Below are 17443 nucleotides of genomic sequence, written 5' to 3' on the forward strand. Positions count from 1 at the left end.
GCCATGACCAGTCCGACACTGGCGGCCACCGGGCAGTGGACGGCCACCGACGACCTGCCCGCGCCCGGAAGCTGGGACGGGCAGTACGACGGCGCGGTCCTGCTGGAGAACGGCAAGGTCCTCGTCGTGGGCGGCGCCGACGCGGCGTCGGCGGCACTGGCCCGCGCCGCGCTCTACGACCCGGCCGCGCAGACCTGGCAGGCCACCGGTTCGCTGCAGACCGCCCGCCGGCGGCACTCCGCGACCCTGCTGGACGACGGGAAGGTCCTCGTCGCCGGCGGGATCAGCGGGTCCGCGCAGTTCCCGGCGCCGGGCCTCGCGGCGGCCGAGGTCTACACCCCGGCCACCGGAACGTGGGCGGCGACGGGCGCCATGCCGGGGCCCCGCTGGGGGCACAGCGCCGTGCTGCTGGAGGACGGGAAGGTCCTGGTGGCGGGCGGCACGACGGTCCGGTCCGGCCAGTCGGTGCGGGCCCTGCGCTCGGCGGCCCGCTACGACCCGGCCGCCGGCACCTGGAGCGCGGCCGCGGACATGACCGACGCCCGCAGCGGCCACACCGCCGTCGTGCTGGACGACGGGAAGGTCCTCGTCGCCGGCGGCACCGCGCCGGTCAGTCGGGACGGCGAGGCCGCGCTCGCCTTCTGCGAGCTGTACGACCCGGTCGCCGACACCTGGACGCCGACCGGGAACCTGCGCGTCCCGCGCGCCCGGCACCAGGCCGTCCGGGTGTCCGGGACCCGGGTGCTCGTCACCGGGGGCAGCGCTCCCGGGGCCGCCGCCGACGGCACGTTCGACCCGCTGAGCCGGCGCACGGCCGAGGTGTACGACCAGGCCACCGGCGCGTGGACCTTCACCCCGGAGATGCCCGGCGGGCGCGGCCTGCACCGTGCCGTCCCGCTCGGCGCGGGCAAGGTCCTGGTGGTGGGCGGCACCGACGACGTCCGTGACGGCGTCGGCTACCGCAGCGCGCTCATCTTCGACGCCGCCGCGAACACCTGGACCCCGGCCGGCGGACCGGCCGACGGCCGGTGGGCCTTCGCCGCCACCGCGCTGGCGGACGGCAAGGTCCTCGTCACCGGCGGGATCACCCGGTCCGGCCTGGCGGCCTCGACTCCGGACGCCGTCGAGCTGACCGCCGGCACGGAGGTCTTCAGCATCACCGGAGGGGGCATCCCGTGAGCGCGAACGCCTATTCCTTTCTGCCCTGGCTGCGGACCGGCATCGCGACCAAGATCACCGCCGATCCGGGTACGGCCGACCGGGCGAGCATCACGGTCACGCTCCGGCTGACCGGTGAGGCGATCGCCGGCGGGCAGCTCCCGCCCCGGGACGTCGAGCAGCAGGTGCAGATCTACGGGCCGGGAGACGTCATCGGGGTGGACCCGCGAGCCATCTCCCGCACCGAGCCGGCGCCGTGGGTCACCAACGTCGAGCCCAACTACCTGGCGCACCTCGAGTTCTACGACGAGGACTTCCCGTGGCGTTACAGCCCGGCCGTCCCGGACGGCACGACCCGGCGGCTGGCGCCCTGGCTTGCGCTGGTCGTGCTCGCCGCGGGGGAGGGCCCGGACGGCGCGGGCGCCGAGTTCACCGAGGGCGTGCTCCCGGACCGGCCGCTGCCGTTCATCGCCGTCACCGACCCGGCGGCCACGCTGCCGCCGGCGGACCAGCTCGGCGCGTGGGCGCACGTCCACGTCAACGGCGGGCTGGACGCCGCGGTCGCCACCGACGACCTGTCCGCCGCGCTGCCCAACCTCGACGGAGTGCTGCGGCACAACGCCGACAACGCCTGCTCCCGGCTGATGTGCCCCCGGCGGCTGGACCCCGACACCGGGTACCACGCCTTCCTGGTGCCCGCGTTCGAGACGGGACGGCTCGCCGGGCTCGGCCTGGACCCCGCCGGCTCGCCGGGCGCGCTGTTCCCCGCCTGGGGCGCGACGTACCAGGGGCAGCAGGCTGCGGGAACGCTGCCCTACTACCACCGCTGGTTCTTCGGCACCGGAGGCGCCGGGGACTTCGAGTACCTGGTCCGGCTGCTGGAGCCCCGGATCCCCGACCCGCGCGTCGGCCGCCGGGACGTCGATGTCCACCGCTCGCCGGGCCTCGGCCTGCCCGGCATCAACACGCCGGACGCCATCGGCGGGGTGCTGCGCCTCGGCGGTGCCCTGCAGGTGCCCAAGCGCCCCGCGGACGCGTTCGACACCTGGGACACCCCCTACCCGCACCCGTTCCAGCAGGCCCTGTCCGGCCTGATCAACCTGGCCGACGACTACACCGGACAGCAGCCGGCCGCGGCCCACGCCGCCCTGGCCGCCACCGACCCGGCGGCCCGGGCGGCGGTCCCCCAGGCCGCCGAGGGCGATCAGGTCGATCCCGTCATCACGCCCCCGCTGTACGGCCGGTGGCACGCGCTCACCTCGCGGCTGCTGTCCGAGCGGGACGGCACGCCAATCCCCGCTCCGCTCGACCGGAACTGGGTGCACCGGCTCAACCTCGACCCGCGGTTCCGGGTCGCCGCGGGCTTCGGCGTCCGGGTCGTCCAGCGGCGGCAGGAGGAGTTCATGGCCGCCGCCTGGGCGCAGATCGGCGACGTGCTCGCCCTCAACGGCAGGATCCGCGCCGCCCAGCTCGCGCGCGAGGTCGGGCACGCGTTGCAGGCCAGGCATCTGGAACCGCCGGCGACCACCGCCCGGCTGGCGGCGTTCCCGTCAGGGAAGTCGTTGACGCTGACCGCGCCGGCCCACTCGCGGGTGACGGTCTCCGCATCGTCCGGGCCGGGGCAGGGGCTCCTCGCCGGCCTGGCCGGGACCGTCGCCGTCGGCCACCGGGTGGCCACCAGCCAGGTCGCCGCCGCGCCGCTGTCCCCGGCGATGCGCCGGATCGTCCGGCCGGGCGCGCGGCTGATGCGGTCGCTGGAGTTCCCCGCGGGCAGCCCCCCGGAGGCGCTGGTGTCGCGGATGGACGCCGAGTCCGGCCCGGTCACCGCCGCGCCGCCCAAGACCGTGCCGGACGCGGTCGTCACACCCGAGCAGCTGGACGAGGTCCTGCACCCGCCGGGCCCGGGCCTGGCCGCGGCCGGCGATCCGGTCGGCGAGCTGCCCACCAGCAGCGACTTCGTGCTGACCCTGCCCGGCGACCCCTTCGTCCCCACACCGGGCGGCCCGGACAGCCCGGAGGCACAGCAGTTCAAGGCCGCGCTCCGCGACCTCTACCAGGGCCGGGACGCGGCGGCCGTGGGCGGGCGGGCCGACGCGCGCGACCGGCTCCTCGTGGACGAGGCCGCGACCGCGGTGCTGCAGGGCCTGCGCGCCGACCGGACGGTGCCGCAGGCGATGCTCGACGCGGTGAACCTGCCCCAGCGGGTGCGGTCGTTCGCCGAACGGTTCATCGAGGCGATGGCCTACCCGGTCATCGACCTGCCGATGTACCGGGCGCTGCTGGAGGACTCGGTGGACGTGTTCGTGCCCAACCTCACCCTGATCCCGCCGAACACGATCACCCTGCTGGAGACCAACCAGGAGTTCATCGAGTCCTACCTCGTCGGGCTGAACCACGAGCTGGCCCGCGAGCTGCTGTGGCGGGAGTACCCGACCGACCAGCGGGGCACGCCGTTCCGGCAGTTCTGGGACTCCCGCACGGCCCTGTCCCCGCCCGGCGAGACGGCCGAACAGCGCAGGGAACGGCTGTACGACATCCGGCCGATCCACCGCTGGCCTCCCGAGTCCGGGCTCGGCGAGAACGACAACCGGGAGGAGGGCGGCGCGCAGGAGGACGACCTGGTGCTGGTCATCCGGGGCGACCTACTGAAGAAGTACCCGAATGCGGCGATCTACGCGCACCGGGCCCGCTGGCAGCCCGACAACGCCCACCCCGATCCGGACCAGGAGCGGGTCCCGGTCGATCTCGTCGATCCGGAGCACCCGACCCTGGCGGAGATCCGGCTGCCGCTGTACGAGGCCAAGGTCGATCCGGACATCCACCTGCTCGGCTTCGACCTGACCGCGGCCGAGGCCGAGGGGGAGAACGGCGACGCGGGCTGGTTCTTCGTCATCAAGGAGCGGCCCGGCGACCCCCGGTTCGGGCTGGACGTGGGGCCGAGTACCCGGGTGGAGGTCTGGAACGACCTGTCCTGGCCGGACGTGGACCCCGCCGGCCACGGCTTCATCCGGCTCGACGCGAACACCGCGCCGGTCCCGCTCCAGGAGTTCGACGACCCGATCGACGACCAGGAGAAACGCGAGCAGCACCTGGAGGACCTGTCCCTGCCGGTCTGGTTCGCGGGGCTGAGCGCCGCCGACATCGCCTACATGCTCTTCCAGGCACCGGTCCTGATGGCCGTACACGCACAGGAGATGCTGCCGCAATGGCCGACCAGCTGAGTGACGACTACCCGGTGCTGCTCGGCCCGGTACGCATCGAGACCCGGTTCACCCCGACCGAGTTGCTGGTCCGGGTGTTCCCGGACGAGTGGGCGATCGACGCGTTCGAGCCCCGGCCCACCCGGGCCGAGATCAGCGCCCTGGACGCCTACTGGACCGCGTTCTGGCGGGCGGCCGGCGACCTGGCCGGCGAGCAGGCCGCCTGGCAGGAGCTGACCGGGCGGATCGCGCCGGGCCGCGCGAGCTGGTTGCTGCAGAGCCGGCGGCCCGCCAACCCGGGGGAGCGGCCGACCGCGGTGCCGGCCGGCACGGCCGTGCTGGTGGTCGTCACCGGCCAGGCCGTGCCGGCGAACGACCGGCAGCCCACGATCAACTACTGGACCTCGATCTGGCGGGCGCACGGCGACCGCGCCGAGATCCGCGCCGCCGACATCGCGCTGCTCGCCGCCGTCGGCGCGACCCGCGCGGGCACCATCCGCGCCCGCCGCCCCGCCGGGGTGGACGCCGCCCCGGTCACCCCCGGCGACGCCGTGGCGGTGGCGTTCCTGGTGCTGCCGCCGCCGGCCGCCGCCGACCTGGCCCCGCAGTCGTGGACCCGGGCGGCCACCGCCCGGCTGCTGCCGGACCGGTTCACCGTCCTGGGCTACGTGGCCGGCGAGCAGGTGCTGTCGGCGACCGGGGCAGCGATCCCCGCCACGCTGGCGGTGAGCCCCGACCCGAGCGCCACCGACCAGCTGGAGGTGGACGAGGAGACCGGCGCCCTGCACGTCCCGGACGCGCTGCGCTGGCTGACCGACTTCGACCGCGCCGTCCAGGTGGGGATGGGCCTGCGGATCCCGCTGGACGACGGCACCCGCGACGGGCTGGACCGGCTGGTGGTGCTCGGGTTACGGCAGGGGGCCGCCCCGGCGCAGGCCGCCACCGACCTGGCGGACCTGCTCACCCGCCAGCACCGCAGCCCGGCCGGGTTCGGCCTGCTGCCCCAGGGCACGCCGACCAACAACACCGAACGGGCCCCGGCGGGCCAGGACGCCGCCGCGGAGACCGCGGCCGGGCTGCGGACGGCGTTCGGTTTCGCCGCCGCGGCGACCCCGGGCGACTGGACGGCCAAGACCGACGGGCAGTGGTTCGCCGAACTCCTCGGCCTCGACCCCGCCACGCTGACCGGGGTGCCGAACGCCGACCTGACCGACCAGCGGGACGCCCGCGCCCTCAACACGGCGCTGTGGCCCGCCACCTGGGGCTACCACCTGCAGACCGCGCTGCACCCGATCCTCGCCCCCGACGCGGTGGCGCGCACCCGCGAGTTCTTCCTGCGGCACGTGTCCGGGCGCGGCCCGATCCCGGCCGTCAAGATCGGCAGGCAGCCGTACGGCATCCTCCCCACCACCGCCTTCTCCCGGCTGGCCTGGCCCGACCCGGCCGCGCACCGGCGCGCCCTGAAGGGGGTGCTCGACGCCGCCGCGCAGGACTGGGCCGCGGCCGTCGCGAAGGTCGCCCGGCTCGGCGCCGCCACCGACGACCCGCACCAGACGCTGCTGGACATCCTCGCGCTGCACCCCACCTCGGCCGAGTACCACCAGCGGTACGCCCAGAGCGTCGAGGACGTCTACAACCGGGAGCACCTGGGCGGCCTCGGCGGCACCGTGCTGCCCGCGCTGGCCCAGCTGAACATGCCGCAGCCGATCCGCGCGCTGCTCGCCCGGCTGGGCCACACCGGCGCCGACCCGGACCTGATCCGCCGGCTGTTCGTCGGCGACCAGCACCCCCTGCTGGGCCCGCTGGTCGACGACCGCCCGCCCTCGGAGACCGACCCCCTCCGGGAGTACACCGCCGACCAGCGCAACTACCTGCGCTGGCTGGCCGACCACGGGCGCACCGACCTGGAGACGGTCCGGCTGGAGCAGGGTTTCGCGGCGGGCGGCCCGCCCGCCGCGCTGCTCTACCTCCTGCTGCGGCACGCGGTCCTGCTCGGCTGGGAGGAGGCCGCCCGCGGCCTCGCGGTCGCCGCCGGACTGCCGGCCCTGCCAGCCGCGGACCCGCCGTTCATCCACATCAAGCTCGGCGACCCGCCGCCGCCCAGCGAGAGCCGGTTCCGGCGGCTGTACTCCCCGGAACCGGCCATCACGGGGGACCCCGCCACGCTGGTGGTCGACCACATCCCGACCGTCATCGACACGCATCCGGCCACCGCCCCGCTCGCCGAGCAGGTCGGCGCGCTCGCCCTGCTGGCCGACCTGCCCACCGCCCGGCTGGAGCGGGTGCTGGCCGAGCACCTCGACTGCGCGACCTACCGGCTGGACGCCTGGCGGCTGGGGCTGGCCAACGAGCGGCTGGCCGAACTGCGCTACGGCCCCGCCGGCGACGCCCCGGCCCGGCGCGGGGTGCACCTGGGCGCCTACGGGTGGCTGGAGGACGTCCGCCCGCGGCCCGCGGCCGGACAGCCCACCCCGGTGCAGCCGCCCGCCGGGCTCGACGAGGTCTTCGACGGCCCGCTGCTGCACGACCCGAAGAACGGCGGCTACGTGCACGCCCCGTCGCCCGGCCACGCCACCACCGCCGCGGTGCTGCGGGCCGGCTACATCGCCAACGGCTCGCCGGAGAACCCCGGCGCGTTCGCGGTGAACCTGAGCTCCGAGCGCGTCCGGGTGGCGCTCACCATGCTGGACGGGCTGCGGCAGGGGCAGTCGCTGGGCGCGCTGCTGGGCTACCGGCTGGAACGCGGGTTGCACGACCGGCACCCGGACGCCGAGGTGGACTCCTTCATCCTCGCGCTGCGCGGCGAGTTCCCGTTGCGGGCCGGCAAGCTCCCGGAGACCCGGCCCGTGGAGCCCGTCGCGATCGAGCAGGTCGAGGCCCGCAACGTCATCGACGGGCTGGCCCTGGTCCGGCACCTCACCCGCAACGACGTCCCGCAGAGCTACCCGTTCGGCCTGGACGACCGGCTGCCGGACGCCGACCCCGACCAGGCCGCGGTCATCACCGGGGAGGTCGTCCGGCTGCTGGACGTCCACGACGCCCTGGCCGACCTCGCCGTCGCCGAGGGCGCCCACCAGGCGCTGCTCGGCAACGCCGAACGGGCCTCCGCCACCCTCGACGCGTACGCCAAGGAGGGTTTCCCGCCCGAGCCCGCGGTGGTCGAGACCCCGCGCGGCGGGACCACCCTCACCCACCGGCTGGGCCTGCTGCTGAACCCCGGGCGGAGCCCCGCCCTCGCGCAGGGCCCCCGGGCCAAGGCCGAGCCCGCGGTCGACGACTGGCTGCCCAAGCTGCTGCCGTCCCGGCAGGACGTGGCGGCCGTGGTCACCTGGACCGACCCCGTCAGCGGGCAGGGGCGCAGCCGCGTGGTGACCCAGGTCGACGTCGGGTTGCAGCCGATCGACCTGCTGTGGGCGGTCAGACCCGCCGGCGAGGCGGCGATGACCGACCTGGACGACCGGATCATCGGCGCGGTCCTCGACCGCGACCATCCCCGCCCGGATGCGGTGCTGACCATCCGGCACACCCAGCGGGTGCCCGGAAAGGTCACCTTCTTCGAGCTCTCCCCGCTGGTCGCCGCGCTGCGGTCGCTGCTGACGGCGTCCCGGCCGCTGCGCCCGACCGACCTGGTGCCCGCCGCCGGCACCGCGCCGGTGGATCGGGGCGCCGACGACGCCATCGCCCTGTCCAAGGCGCGGCCGGCCGCGGTCCGCGACCTGCTGGACGACCTGCGCGAGGACGTCGACGACTACGTCGCCGACCTGGCGGCGCTGCTGCCCGACCCGCCCGGGCAGCCCGACCGGGCCGACCTGGTCGAGGGGATCGACGTTTTCCTCGGCCGGTACGCCGGGCTGGTCACCGCCGCGGGCGGCTTCGGCATGGTCCGCAGCGGCTGGGGCGAGGCGACCGGCTGGCGCCGCGGCGTGTACGCGGACGTGCTGGCCGCGGTGGCCGTGACCGCCGACCGGATGGCCAAGACGCTGGCCTCGGCCGACGCGCTCATCGCCCAGTACGACGCGCTGCCCTCGGGCACCCCCGCCCAGCAGCGGTTCCGGCTGCTCCAGCAGGCCGAGCGGCTGCTCACCACGCAGCCGACCACCCCCCGCCCGGCGCAGCCGGCGCAGCTGCGCGCGATCGTCGCCGTCCGCCGCCAGCAGTTCCACGGCAGGCTGCAGGCGCTGCGGCAGGTGGACGACACCACCAGGACGACGCTGAGCGGGCTGCTGGACCAGGTCGCGGACCTGCTGCCGCTGACCACCTTCGACCCGACCGGGCTGGACCTGACACCGTTCGAGGACCGGGTCGTCGCCCATGCCGGGGACCTGCTGGCGCGGGCGCGGGCGCTGCGGACCGACATCGCCGCCCGGCTCGCCGCCGCCACCGCGGCGCTCGCCGAATACGACCAGGCGGTGACCGGCCCGGACCGGGTCCAGGCCGCGACCGACGCGCTCCGGGCGCTGCTCGGCGAGGACGTGCTCGCGGTGCCGGAGTTCACCCCGCCCGCCCCGGTCACCGCGGACTGGAAGAAGTCCCTGAACGACAGCGGCGAGCTCGTCGAGCACCTCGCCGAGGACTTCGACCGGGACTTCCCCGTGGACGACTGGCTGCACGGCATCGCGCGGGTGCGGGACAAGCCCCGGCTGTGGGAGAAGGCCGTCGTGCTGAGCGACGCGCTGCGCGGGCCCGGCGGCCTGCTGGGCAACCTGCTCGGCTGGCAGGAGCCCGAACTGCAGCCGGTCCAGCTGCCCTACCGGAACAACGACCACTGGCTGGGCATGGAGTTCGCCGACGGGACCACGATCACCGAGGACCGGCTGCTGTTCACCGCGCACTACGCCGCCGGCGCGATGCCGCTGATCGGCGACGCGCGGTGCGGCCTGCTGCTCGACGAGTGGACCGAGGTCATCCCGGCCGAGCGGGAGACCACCGGGATCGCCGTCCACTACGACGGCCCGGACTCCGAGCCGCCGCAGGCGATGCTGCTGGTCGTCCCGCCGGTGAAGACCGGCACCTGGAGCACCGGTGACCTGGTCGCCGCGATCAACGAGACCTACGACCTGGCACAGTCCCGCGCCGTCGAACCCGGGCACCTGGACGACACGGCGTACGCACAACTGCTACCGGCGACGGTCATGTCGGCGACCCGGCGGCCGATCACCATCAGCACCGATCTCGCGATCGCCAACCTCCGCTGGAAGGCCGCCCATGAGTGAGCCGCCCCGTATCGACGACCTCCCCGCGGCCCTCGCCGGCCGCGCGTTCCCGACGGTCGGCCAGTGGAACCGGCTGGAGGGCCGGCCCCGCACCACCGACTTCGCCCGCGCGCTGCGGGTGGAGGTGCGCGACCCGCTGTGGATGCTCACCCGGCAGTGGCAGCTCGGCGAGTTCCGCGGCACGGACGGGGGCTCGCCGGTCACCGCCACCTACTCCGTCGCCACCGTCCCGCCCACCCGGTTCCGGCCGGGCGGCGGCGCGGCCGGGGACCTGCCCGCCGACCGGCCGCTGGAGGCGGTCGCCGAGCGGCGGCCGGTGCCGTTCGCGTTCGGCGCCGACCGGATCTCCTTCGACCTCCGGCTGGCCATCGGCCGCCGCTGGCTGAAGCTGGTCGGCCGGTCGCCGCTGCTCCGCCTGCTCAACATCCGCCAGCAGTACGTCACGCGCTACCCCATCGCGCTGCCCAACCCGGCCAGCGACGCCGACACCCCGCGGGTGGCGCACCCGGAGGTCTGGGCGTCGATGCAGGCGGTCGCCGGCCGGCGGATGGACGGCTACCTGCTCTACCAGCACCTCAAGGGCGGCGGGCACGCCGCCGACGGCATCACCGGCCTGCTGAACCTGCACCGTCCCGCGCTCGCCGAACTCGGCGCCCGGCTGGTCGCCTGGTTCGAGGCGCTGATCGACCAGCCCGCCGGCGACGACGCCTGGGACCCGCGCCGGCTCGAACACCGGTTCTCGGTGGCGGCCACCGGGCCGGCCGGCGGCGAGAAGGTCCTCACCGCGCAGGAGTACCCCGGTGGGCGGCTCGACTGGCACGCCTTCTCGATCGACCCCGGCGGCCCGCTCGGCGGTACCGACCCGGCGCCGCCGCCCATCAACCGGACCGTGTTCCCCGCGCCGGTACGGTTCTCCGGCATGCCGCTGCCCCGCTGGTGGGCGGTCGAGGACGGGCGCACCAACTTCGCCGCGGTCCGCCCCGACAGCACCGACCTGGCCCGGCTGATCTTCCTGGAGTTCGCGCTCGTCTACAGCAACGACTGGTTCCACCTGCCCTGCGACCTGCCGGCGGGGACGCTGGCGGAGATCCGGGGCCTGGCCGTGACCGACGTCTTCGGGCAGCAACTGTGGATCACCCCGGCCGGTGCCGGGGACGACCAGGACTGGCAGCGCTGGTCGATGTTCACCCTCGACACGATCGGCGACGAGTCGGTGCCCGCGGACACCGGCCTGTTCCTGCCGCCGGTCGTGCCGAAGGTCGCCGACGGGCCCGTACTGGAGGACGTGGCGCTGATCCGCGACGAGAACGCCAACCTGGTCTGGGGGATCGAGCGCACCGTCCGGCAGGCCACCGGCGAGGGCCGCCGGGGCAGCGAGGTCGCCGCCGAGGTCCTGGCCCACCGCAGGCGGCTGTTCCCGCCGGAGCCGCCGGGCGACCCGCGCGCGGCCGTCGCCTACGAGGCGATGAACTCGATCCCGGAGAACTGGATCCCGTTCATCCCGGTGCACGTCCCCGGCGACAACCGGAGCATCCAGCTGCAACGCGCCGCGCTGCCCGGCGCGATCGACGGCGTCCCGGTCCGGCCCCGGACCGCGCTGCTGCGTGAGGGGTTCGACGCCGGGCAGCCGTACTTCGTCAACGAGGAGGAGGTGCCGCAGTCCGGCACCGTGGTCACCGTCGCCTACAACCGCACCCGGTGGACCGACGGCCGGGTCGTGCTCTGGCTCAGCGCCCGGCGCGGCACCGGCCGCGGCGAGGGCTCCAGCGGCCTGGCCTTCGACTCCCTGATCGACACCTGAGGGCCCCGCCCGCCGGGTCCGGGTCCGGCGGGCGGGGCGGTCGGGATCAGCCTTCCTGGTCGTCGTCGGTGACCACCAGCCGGGCGAACCCGCTGCCGATCACCGCGTTGGTCGGTGCCGAGGCGACCACCTGGTAGGACTGGGCGGCCGGGGCCACCGTCGTGTTCCCGGTGATGGGGATCTGGAACGTCGCCGACGTCGCCCGGGCCGGGATGACGACCTGCCGGGCGAGCTGGGTGGCCACCGGCGTGGCCCCGGTGACGATCGACTGGACGTTGACCGTCACGGGCTCGTCGGTGCGGCGCGACAGCGTGAGCTTCATGGTCGCGACGCCGGGCCCGTCGCCCTCGGGGACGGTCAGGCTCTGCACCGAGATCTGCGGCAGCTCCGACAGCCGCGCGCTTCCCGCGTCGTCGTCGGCGAACGCCAGGTCGGCGAGGTAGACGCCGCCGGTGGCGCTCGCACCCGAGATGCGGATCTCGCTGACGGAGTGCAGGTCGACGTGCTTGAGGGAGCCGGTCGGGATGCGGACGGTGCGCAGCCAGGTCTTGGGCAGCGGCGAGCTGAGGCCCGGGAACCGGGTCAGCGCGTCGCTTATGGCCGACACCCGGACCGTTTGGGCGCGTCCCCTCCGGTCCACCACGGTGACGTCCAGGTCGGCGTCCCCGGAAGCCTCGTCCAGCGCCGCCCGGAAGGTCAGCGCGTCGTAGCCGCGGACGTTCCCCGCGCCGTGCGGCAGCACGGCCCGCACCCGGGCGCCCGGTCCGGTCCAGGAGAACCGCAGCACCGGCGTGGACGCCACGTTCGGCGCGTAGGTGGCGGGCGTCCAGGACGGGGCCTGCGAGGTGGTCAGGGTGGTGGCGCAGGACGGGAGGCCGCTGTCGAGGGACCGGTCGAGCATGCCGGCGCAGATGACGCCGGTGCCCGGGCCGGTCACGGTCACCGACCGGGACGGCGCGGTGAACGTGGCCACGTCCAGCCGCTCGTCGGCGGGCGCCTGGGCGACGGTGTGCACCTCGGCCCGCCCGGCGGACGGGGCGGTGCCGCCGCTGCCGTCGAACAGCGGCAGGAACTCGTCCTCCTCGCCCTGGAACAGCCGGAAGAACCCGGAGATGTAGGTCGTGCCGAGCGCGTACTGCTCGGCGGCGCTCAGCCGGGTCGGGGCGGTGTTGCCGCAGACCGGGTCGGCGTTGTTGAACCAGTCGTCGCCTGCGGGCGCGACGGCCACGCCCGGGGTCCACTCGGTGTTGAAGAAGTTGTGGTTGACCCCCATCATCATCAGCGCCGAGCGGGCCGCCTTGTCCCGGCGCGCGGCGTACCGGGTGTCGTCGTAGAAGTGCTGGCCCTGCTGGTTGGAGACGTCCCCGTCGCAGTAGGGCAGGAACACCGACATCGGGACGTTGGGCAGGGTGGCCCGGGCGAAGTCGGTGGGCGCCAGCGGCAGCACCGCCCTGATCCCGTAGGGCTTGGCACGGCCGTCGTTGAGCAGGGCGGCCTTGACGACGCCCTCACCGCCCCGGGAGTGGCCCATCAGCCCGACGTCGTTCATGTCGAGGCGGCCCTTGAACAGCTTGGTCAGCGCCGGGTCGCCGGAGCCCTTGGCGGCGGCGGCGAGCAGGTCGAGGTGGTGCATGACGAGTTCGCCGCGGGCGAGCGCGCCGCGGTCCTCGCTGAAGGGGTTGTCGGTGGCGTTGACGCCGTTCGCGCTGATCGACACCACCGCGTAGCCGTGGCTGGCCAGCACCTCGGCGGGCCCGCTGTAACCGGTGTGGCTGTCGATGGGCAGCTCGCCCGCCGGGCACGGCCACTGCGAGTTGGACGTCCGCCGGGTGTCCGGGTTGTAGCAGGCCGAGTGGCGGCCGTGCAGGAACAGCACCAGGGGACGCTTGCCCCAGGCTTTGGGCTGGTAGACGACGGCGCGGACCTCCGCGGGGCGCCCGCCGATCCCGGACAGCGTGACGGCGGTGTCGCCGAAGTCGTAGGCGGTCTTCTCGACCTGGTACCTGCCGGGTGTGGCGGGGTCGGCGGGCAGGTGGGGCTTCTTCTTCGGTGTGGTGGCCGGGGGAGCGGGCCTGGCCCGCGGGGTGGTGTTCGAGGGGACTTCGCCGTTCCAGGCCACCTGTACGGATGTCGCCTTGGCGGCTCGGGGGTCGGCGGTGACGAGCGTCAGGGTCTTCCCGTCGGGCGACTCCTGGGCGGGGCCGAGGGAGGCGCCGTCCACGGCCAGTTCGGGCACGGCGGCGCGGACCGGTAGCGGCTGGTCCAGGTGGAGGGTGATGCGGTGGCCGCCGGGGACGGGCTGGACCGTCCAGTCGGCGGTGGGTTCCGGGTCGGCGTGCGCCGGCCCGGAGAGCCCGGCCAGGAGGACCGCCGCGGCCAGCGTCCCTCCCGCCAGGGCCCGCTTCCAGGCACGGATGTGCAGGGGCATGTTCGATCCCTTCGAGTGCCACGCACCCAGAGGCCCACCCGCGGGTAGCACCCGTTGCGGGTGGGTTTGGTGCAATTTGCACTCGAATAAGACCGGTTGTCGTGCTGTGGACCGTTACACCGCTGTTGCGGCCCGGTTAATGATCAACCGGAGGGGAGCGCCGGCCCCTCTCCCGCGCCGGTGCGCTCGATGGCCGCGGCGATCTCGTCCAGGTCCGCCCGGGTGAGCCGCAGCGCCGCGGCGGGCAGCCAGCCGTCGATCTGGTCAGGCCGGCGGGCACCGACGATCGCGCCCGTCACACCGGTCCACGCCAGCGTCCACGCGACCGCCACCGCGGAGACCGGGACACCGTGCCGCTCCGCGACCGGCGGCAGCGCGGCGGCGAGCGCCAGGTTGGCGTCCAGCCCGGTGGTGAAGTCGGGGTGGCCCGAACGCCAGTCGTCGGGAGGCAGGGCCGCGGCGCGCTCCCGGGAGAACGCCCCGGTCAGCAGGCCCGACTGCATGGGCGAGTAGACGATGACGCCGGTGCCGTGCGCGGCGCACCACTCGATCTCGGCGGCCGCGGAGCGGTGGATCGCCGAGAACGGCGGCTGGAGCGAGTCGACGTGCCCGATCTTCTCGGCGGTCTCCAGCCGGGAGACGTCGTGGTTGGACAGCCCCGCCGCGCGGATCTTGCCTTCGGTCTTGAGGCCCAGCATCGTCCCCCAGTAGTCCTCCAGCGGCGTTCCGTCGTCGGGCGGCCAGTGCATCTGGTAGAGGTCGATGCGCTCGACGCCCAGGCGGCGCAGCGAGTCCTCCACCTCCCGCCGGATGCTCTCCGGCGCCCCGATCCGGCGGGGCTCGGCGGAGCGGTCGGCCGGGTCCCAGACCATGCCGCACTTGGTGAACACGTAGGGCCGGTCGGCCTCGGGGACGCCCTGCAGCGCCCGCGCGACGACCTCCTCGGAGTGCCCGAGCCCGTACACCGCGGCCGTGTCGATCCAGTTGACGCCGTGCTCCAGCGCGTACCGGATCGCCGCGATCGACTCCGTGTCGTCCTGCGTCCCCCAGCCGAAGGTCCAGCCGGCGCCGCCGATCGCCCAGGCGCCGAACCCCACCCGGGTGATGTCCATCTTGGTGGTACCGAGCGGCTGCGTTGGCAGTGTCATGACAGATCCCCCCTCAAGATCCCCCGGATCCCCTGAGGTCGCGTCCCCCTCTCTCGTTGGTGTGCTCGATCGGTCGCGGTGGAACCGCCTCAAATCATGAAAAGTCGAGGGTTCCCGAGTGCCCGGAAAACCCTTCGCACCGTTCCGGGATGTCCGGTTACTGTCGCGATCACCGTAGAGAGATCGAGTTCGGGTGGCCGCCGGGTGCGGACCCGCGCCGGCCACCGCCGATCGAGAACCGAAGGAGGATGATGCACGATGGTCGCCACATTCCTGGACCTGACCCATGTCCGCAATATCGGGATCATTGCCCACATTGACGCAGGGAAGACGACGACCACCGAGCGCATCCTGTTCTACACGGGGGTCTCGTACCGGATCGGCGAGGTCCACGACGGCGCCGCCACCATGGACTGGATGAAACAGGAGCGGGATCACGGCATCACCATCACCTCCGCCGCGACGACCTGCCACTGGGCGCTGGACGGCACCGAACACACCGTCAACATCATCGACACCCCGGGCCACGTCGACTTCACCATCGAGGTGGAACGCTGCCTGCGCGTGCTCGACGGTGCCGTGACGGTGTTCGACGGCGTCGCCGGAGTCGAGCCGCAGTCGGAGACCGTCTGGCGGCAGGCCGACCGCTACGGCGTCCCGCGCATCTGTTTCGTGAACAAGCTCGACCGCGCCGGGGCCGACTTCCACCGCTGCGTCGACATGATCGTCGATCGGCTCGGGGCGGTGCCGCTGGTCGTGCAGCTTCCGCTGGGCGCCGAGGCCGGCTTCACCGGCGTCGTCGACCTGGTCGAGATGCGGGCGCTCGTCTGGCCCGCCGACCACACGCGGTCCTACGACGCCGTCGGGATCCCGGCCTCGCACGCCGAGGCCGCCGCCCGGTGGCGCGGCCGGCTCGTCGACACGCTCGCCGAGCACGACGAGGAGATCATGGAGCTGTACCTGGAGGGCACCGAGCCCGCCGCGGAACAGCTGCACGCCGCGATCCGCCGGGTCACGATCGCCTCCGGCGGGTCCACCGGCGTCACGATCACCCCGGTGCTCTGCGGCACCGCCTTCCGGAACAAGGGCGTGCAGCCGCTGCTGGACGCGGTCGTGCGCTACCTGCCGTCCCCGCTCGACATCGGGGCCGTCGAGGGGATCGAGGGGCACGCCGCGGGGCGGGCCGTGCGGCGGGAGCCGTCCGACGCCGAACCGCTGTCCGCGCTGGCGTTCAAGGTCATGAGCGACCGGCATCTCGGCAGGCTCACGTTCGTCCGGATCTATTCGGGCCGCCTGGAGTCCGGCACCGCGGTGCTGAACCCGATCAAGGGACGGAAGGAGCGGATCGGCAAGATCTACCGCATCCACGCGGACAAGCGCGAGGAGATCGGCTCGGCGGGCGCCGGCGACATCGTCGCCGTCATGGGCCTGAAGCAGACCACCACCGGTGAGACGCTGTGCGACGAGCGGCACCCGGTGACCCTGGAGTCGATGGACTTCCCGGCCCCGGTCATCGAGGTCGCCATCGAGCCCAGGTCCAAGGGCGACCGGGAGAAACTGGCCGAGGCCATCGGGCGGCTGGCCGAGGAGGATCCGTCCTTCCAGGTGCACGCCGACGCCGAGACCGGCCAGACCGTCATCGGCGGCATGGGCGAACTCCATCTGGAGATCCTCATCGACCGGATGAAGGAGGAGTTCCGGGTCGAGGCCGATGTCGGCCGGCCCCGGGTCGCCTACCGGGAGACCATCCGCCGGGCGGTCGAGAAGGTCGACCACACGCACAAGAAGCAGACGGGAGGCAAGGGGCAGTTCGCCCGGGTGCAGATCTCGGTCGAGCCGATCGAGGGCGGCGAGGCCTCGTACGAGTTCGTGAACCGGGTCACCGGCGGCCGCATCCCGCGGGAGTTCATCCCCGCCGTGGACGCGGGCTGCCAGGAGGCGATGCAGTTCGGCGTCCTGGCCGGCTACGAGATGACGGGCGTGCGCGTCATCCTGCTCGACGGTGCCCACCACGAGTACGACTCGTCCGAGCTCGCGTTCAAGATCGCCGGTGCGCAGGCCTTCAAGGAGGCCGTGCGCCGGGCCTCGCCCGCGCTGCTCGAACCGGTGATGGCCGTGGAGGTCATCACCCCCGAGGAGTACCTGGGCGCGGTCGTCGGTGACGTCAACGCCCGCCGCGGCCAGGTCGGCGGCATGCGGGAGCGCTCCGGCGCCCGGGTCGTCGAGGCCCTGGTGCCCCTGTCGGAGATGTTCGGGTACGTGGGAGACCTCCGCAGCGCGACCTCGGGTCGCGCCGCCTACTCGATGCAGTTCGACTCCTACGCCGAAGTGCCGCGGAACGTCGCCGAGCGGATCACGGCGGCCGGCTGAACGGAGTGCGGGGCCGCCCGGGTGCATGCACCCGGGCGGCCCCGCGCGGTGCGCAACGGGTTGTACCTACCTGATAATTCGCGCTTTTTGAATTGAATATTCGTCTGACGCATCCGGGACGGTAC

The 17443-nt window shown here is 74.2% G+C and carries 7 protein-coding genes; 5 read left to right on the plus strand and 2 right to left on the minus strand.

Annotation, left to right across the window (positions count from 1 at the left end; translation table 11 throughout):
- Positions 1-3: 3 nt before the first annotated feature.
- Genes DPM19_RS23530 through DPM19_RS23545 form a run of 4 tightly spaced genes read left to right on the plus strand, consistent with a single transcriptional unit; the run spans position 4 to position 11372 of the window.
- A complete protein-coding gene (locus DPM19_RS23530; protein WP_111870182.1) occupies positions 4-1179 on the plus strand; it encodes a Kelch repeat-containing protein in 1176 nt (391 codons plus the stop codon).
- The gene (locus DPM19_RS23535) at positions 1176-4379 is read left to right on the plus strand and encodes a serine/threonine-protein kinase (protein WP_111870183.1); all 3204 of its coding nucleotides are present in this window, start codon (positions 1176-1178) and stop codon (positions 4377-4379) included. The genes DPM19_RS23530 and DPM19_RS23535 overlap by 4 nt, the downstream gene beginning before the upstream one ends.
- Positions 4364-9571, plus strand: coding sequence for a hypothetical protein (locus DPM19_RS23540; protein ID WP_111870184.1), 5208 nt, complete (start codon positions 4364-4366; stop codon positions 9569-9571). The genes DPM19_RS23535 and DPM19_RS23540 overlap by 16 nt, the downstream gene beginning before the upstream one ends.
- The gene (locus tag DPM19_RS23545) at positions 9564-11372 is read left to right on the plus strand and encodes a hypothetical protein (RefSeq protein WP_111870185.1); all 1809 of its coding nucleotides are present in this window, start codon (positions 9564-9566) and stop codon (positions 11370-11372) included. Before DPM19_RS23540 ends, DPM19_RS23545 begins: the two co-directional genes overlap by 8 nt.
- A gap of 46 nt (positions 11373-11418) precedes the next feature.
- Here DPM19_RS23545 and DPM19_RS23550 read toward each other — a convergent pair whose 3' ends face one another.
- Positions 11419-13800, minus strand: coding sequence for a hypothetical protein (locus DPM19_RS23550; RefSeq protein ID WP_111870186.1), 2382 nt, complete (start codon positions 13798-13800; stop codon positions 11419-11421).
- Between the two features lie 143 nt (positions 13801-13943).
- A complete protein-coding gene (locus tag DPM19_RS23555; protein WP_111870187.1) occupies positions 13944-14948 on the minus strand; it encodes an aldo/keto reductase in 1005 nt (334 codons plus the stop codon).
- A gap of 258 nt (positions 14949-15206) precedes the next feature.
- Here DPM19_RS23555 and fusA point away from each other — a divergent pair, with 258 nt between their 5' ends.
- Complete coding sequence (gene fusA, locus DPM19_RS23560) at positions 15207-17318, plus strand: elongation factor G (protein WP_111870188.1); 2112 nt, start codon at positions 15207-15209, stop codon at positions 17316-17318.
- Positions 17319-17443 lie beyond the last annotated feature (125 nt).

The sequence above is a fragment of the Actinomadura craniellae genome (genome assembly GCF_003289645.1).
Lineage (GTDB): Bacteria > Actinomycetota > Actinomycetes > Streptosporangiales > Streptosporangiaceae > Actinomadura_D > Actinomadura_D craniellae.

Excerpts from the sequence above, each read along its gene's own strand:
- DPM19_RS23550 (WP_111870186.1), bottom strand. The coding sequence starts at position 13,800 with ATGCCCCTGCACATCCGTGCCTGGAAGCGGGCCCTGGCGGGAGGGACG.
- DPM19_RS23545 (WP_111870185.1), top strand. The coding sequence starts at position 9,564 with ATGAGTGAGCCGCCCCGTATCGACGACCTCCCCGCGGCCCTCGCCGGC.
- fusA (WP_111870188.1), top strand. The coding sequence starts at position 15,207 with ATGGTCGCCACATTCCTGGACCTGACCCATGTCCGCAATATCGGGATC.
- DPM19_RS23540 (WP_111870184.1), top strand. The coding sequence starts at position 4,364 with ATGGCCGACCAGCTGAGTGACGACTACCCGGTGCTGCTCGGCCCGGTA.
- DPM19_RS23555 (WP_111870187.1), bottom strand. The coding sequence starts at position 14,948 with ATGACACTGCCAACGCAGCCGCTCGGTACCACCAAGATGGACATCACC.
- DPM19_RS23530 (WP_111870182.1), top strand. The coding sequence starts at position 4 with ATGACCAGTCCGACACTGGCGGCCACCGGGCAGTGGACGGCCACCGAC.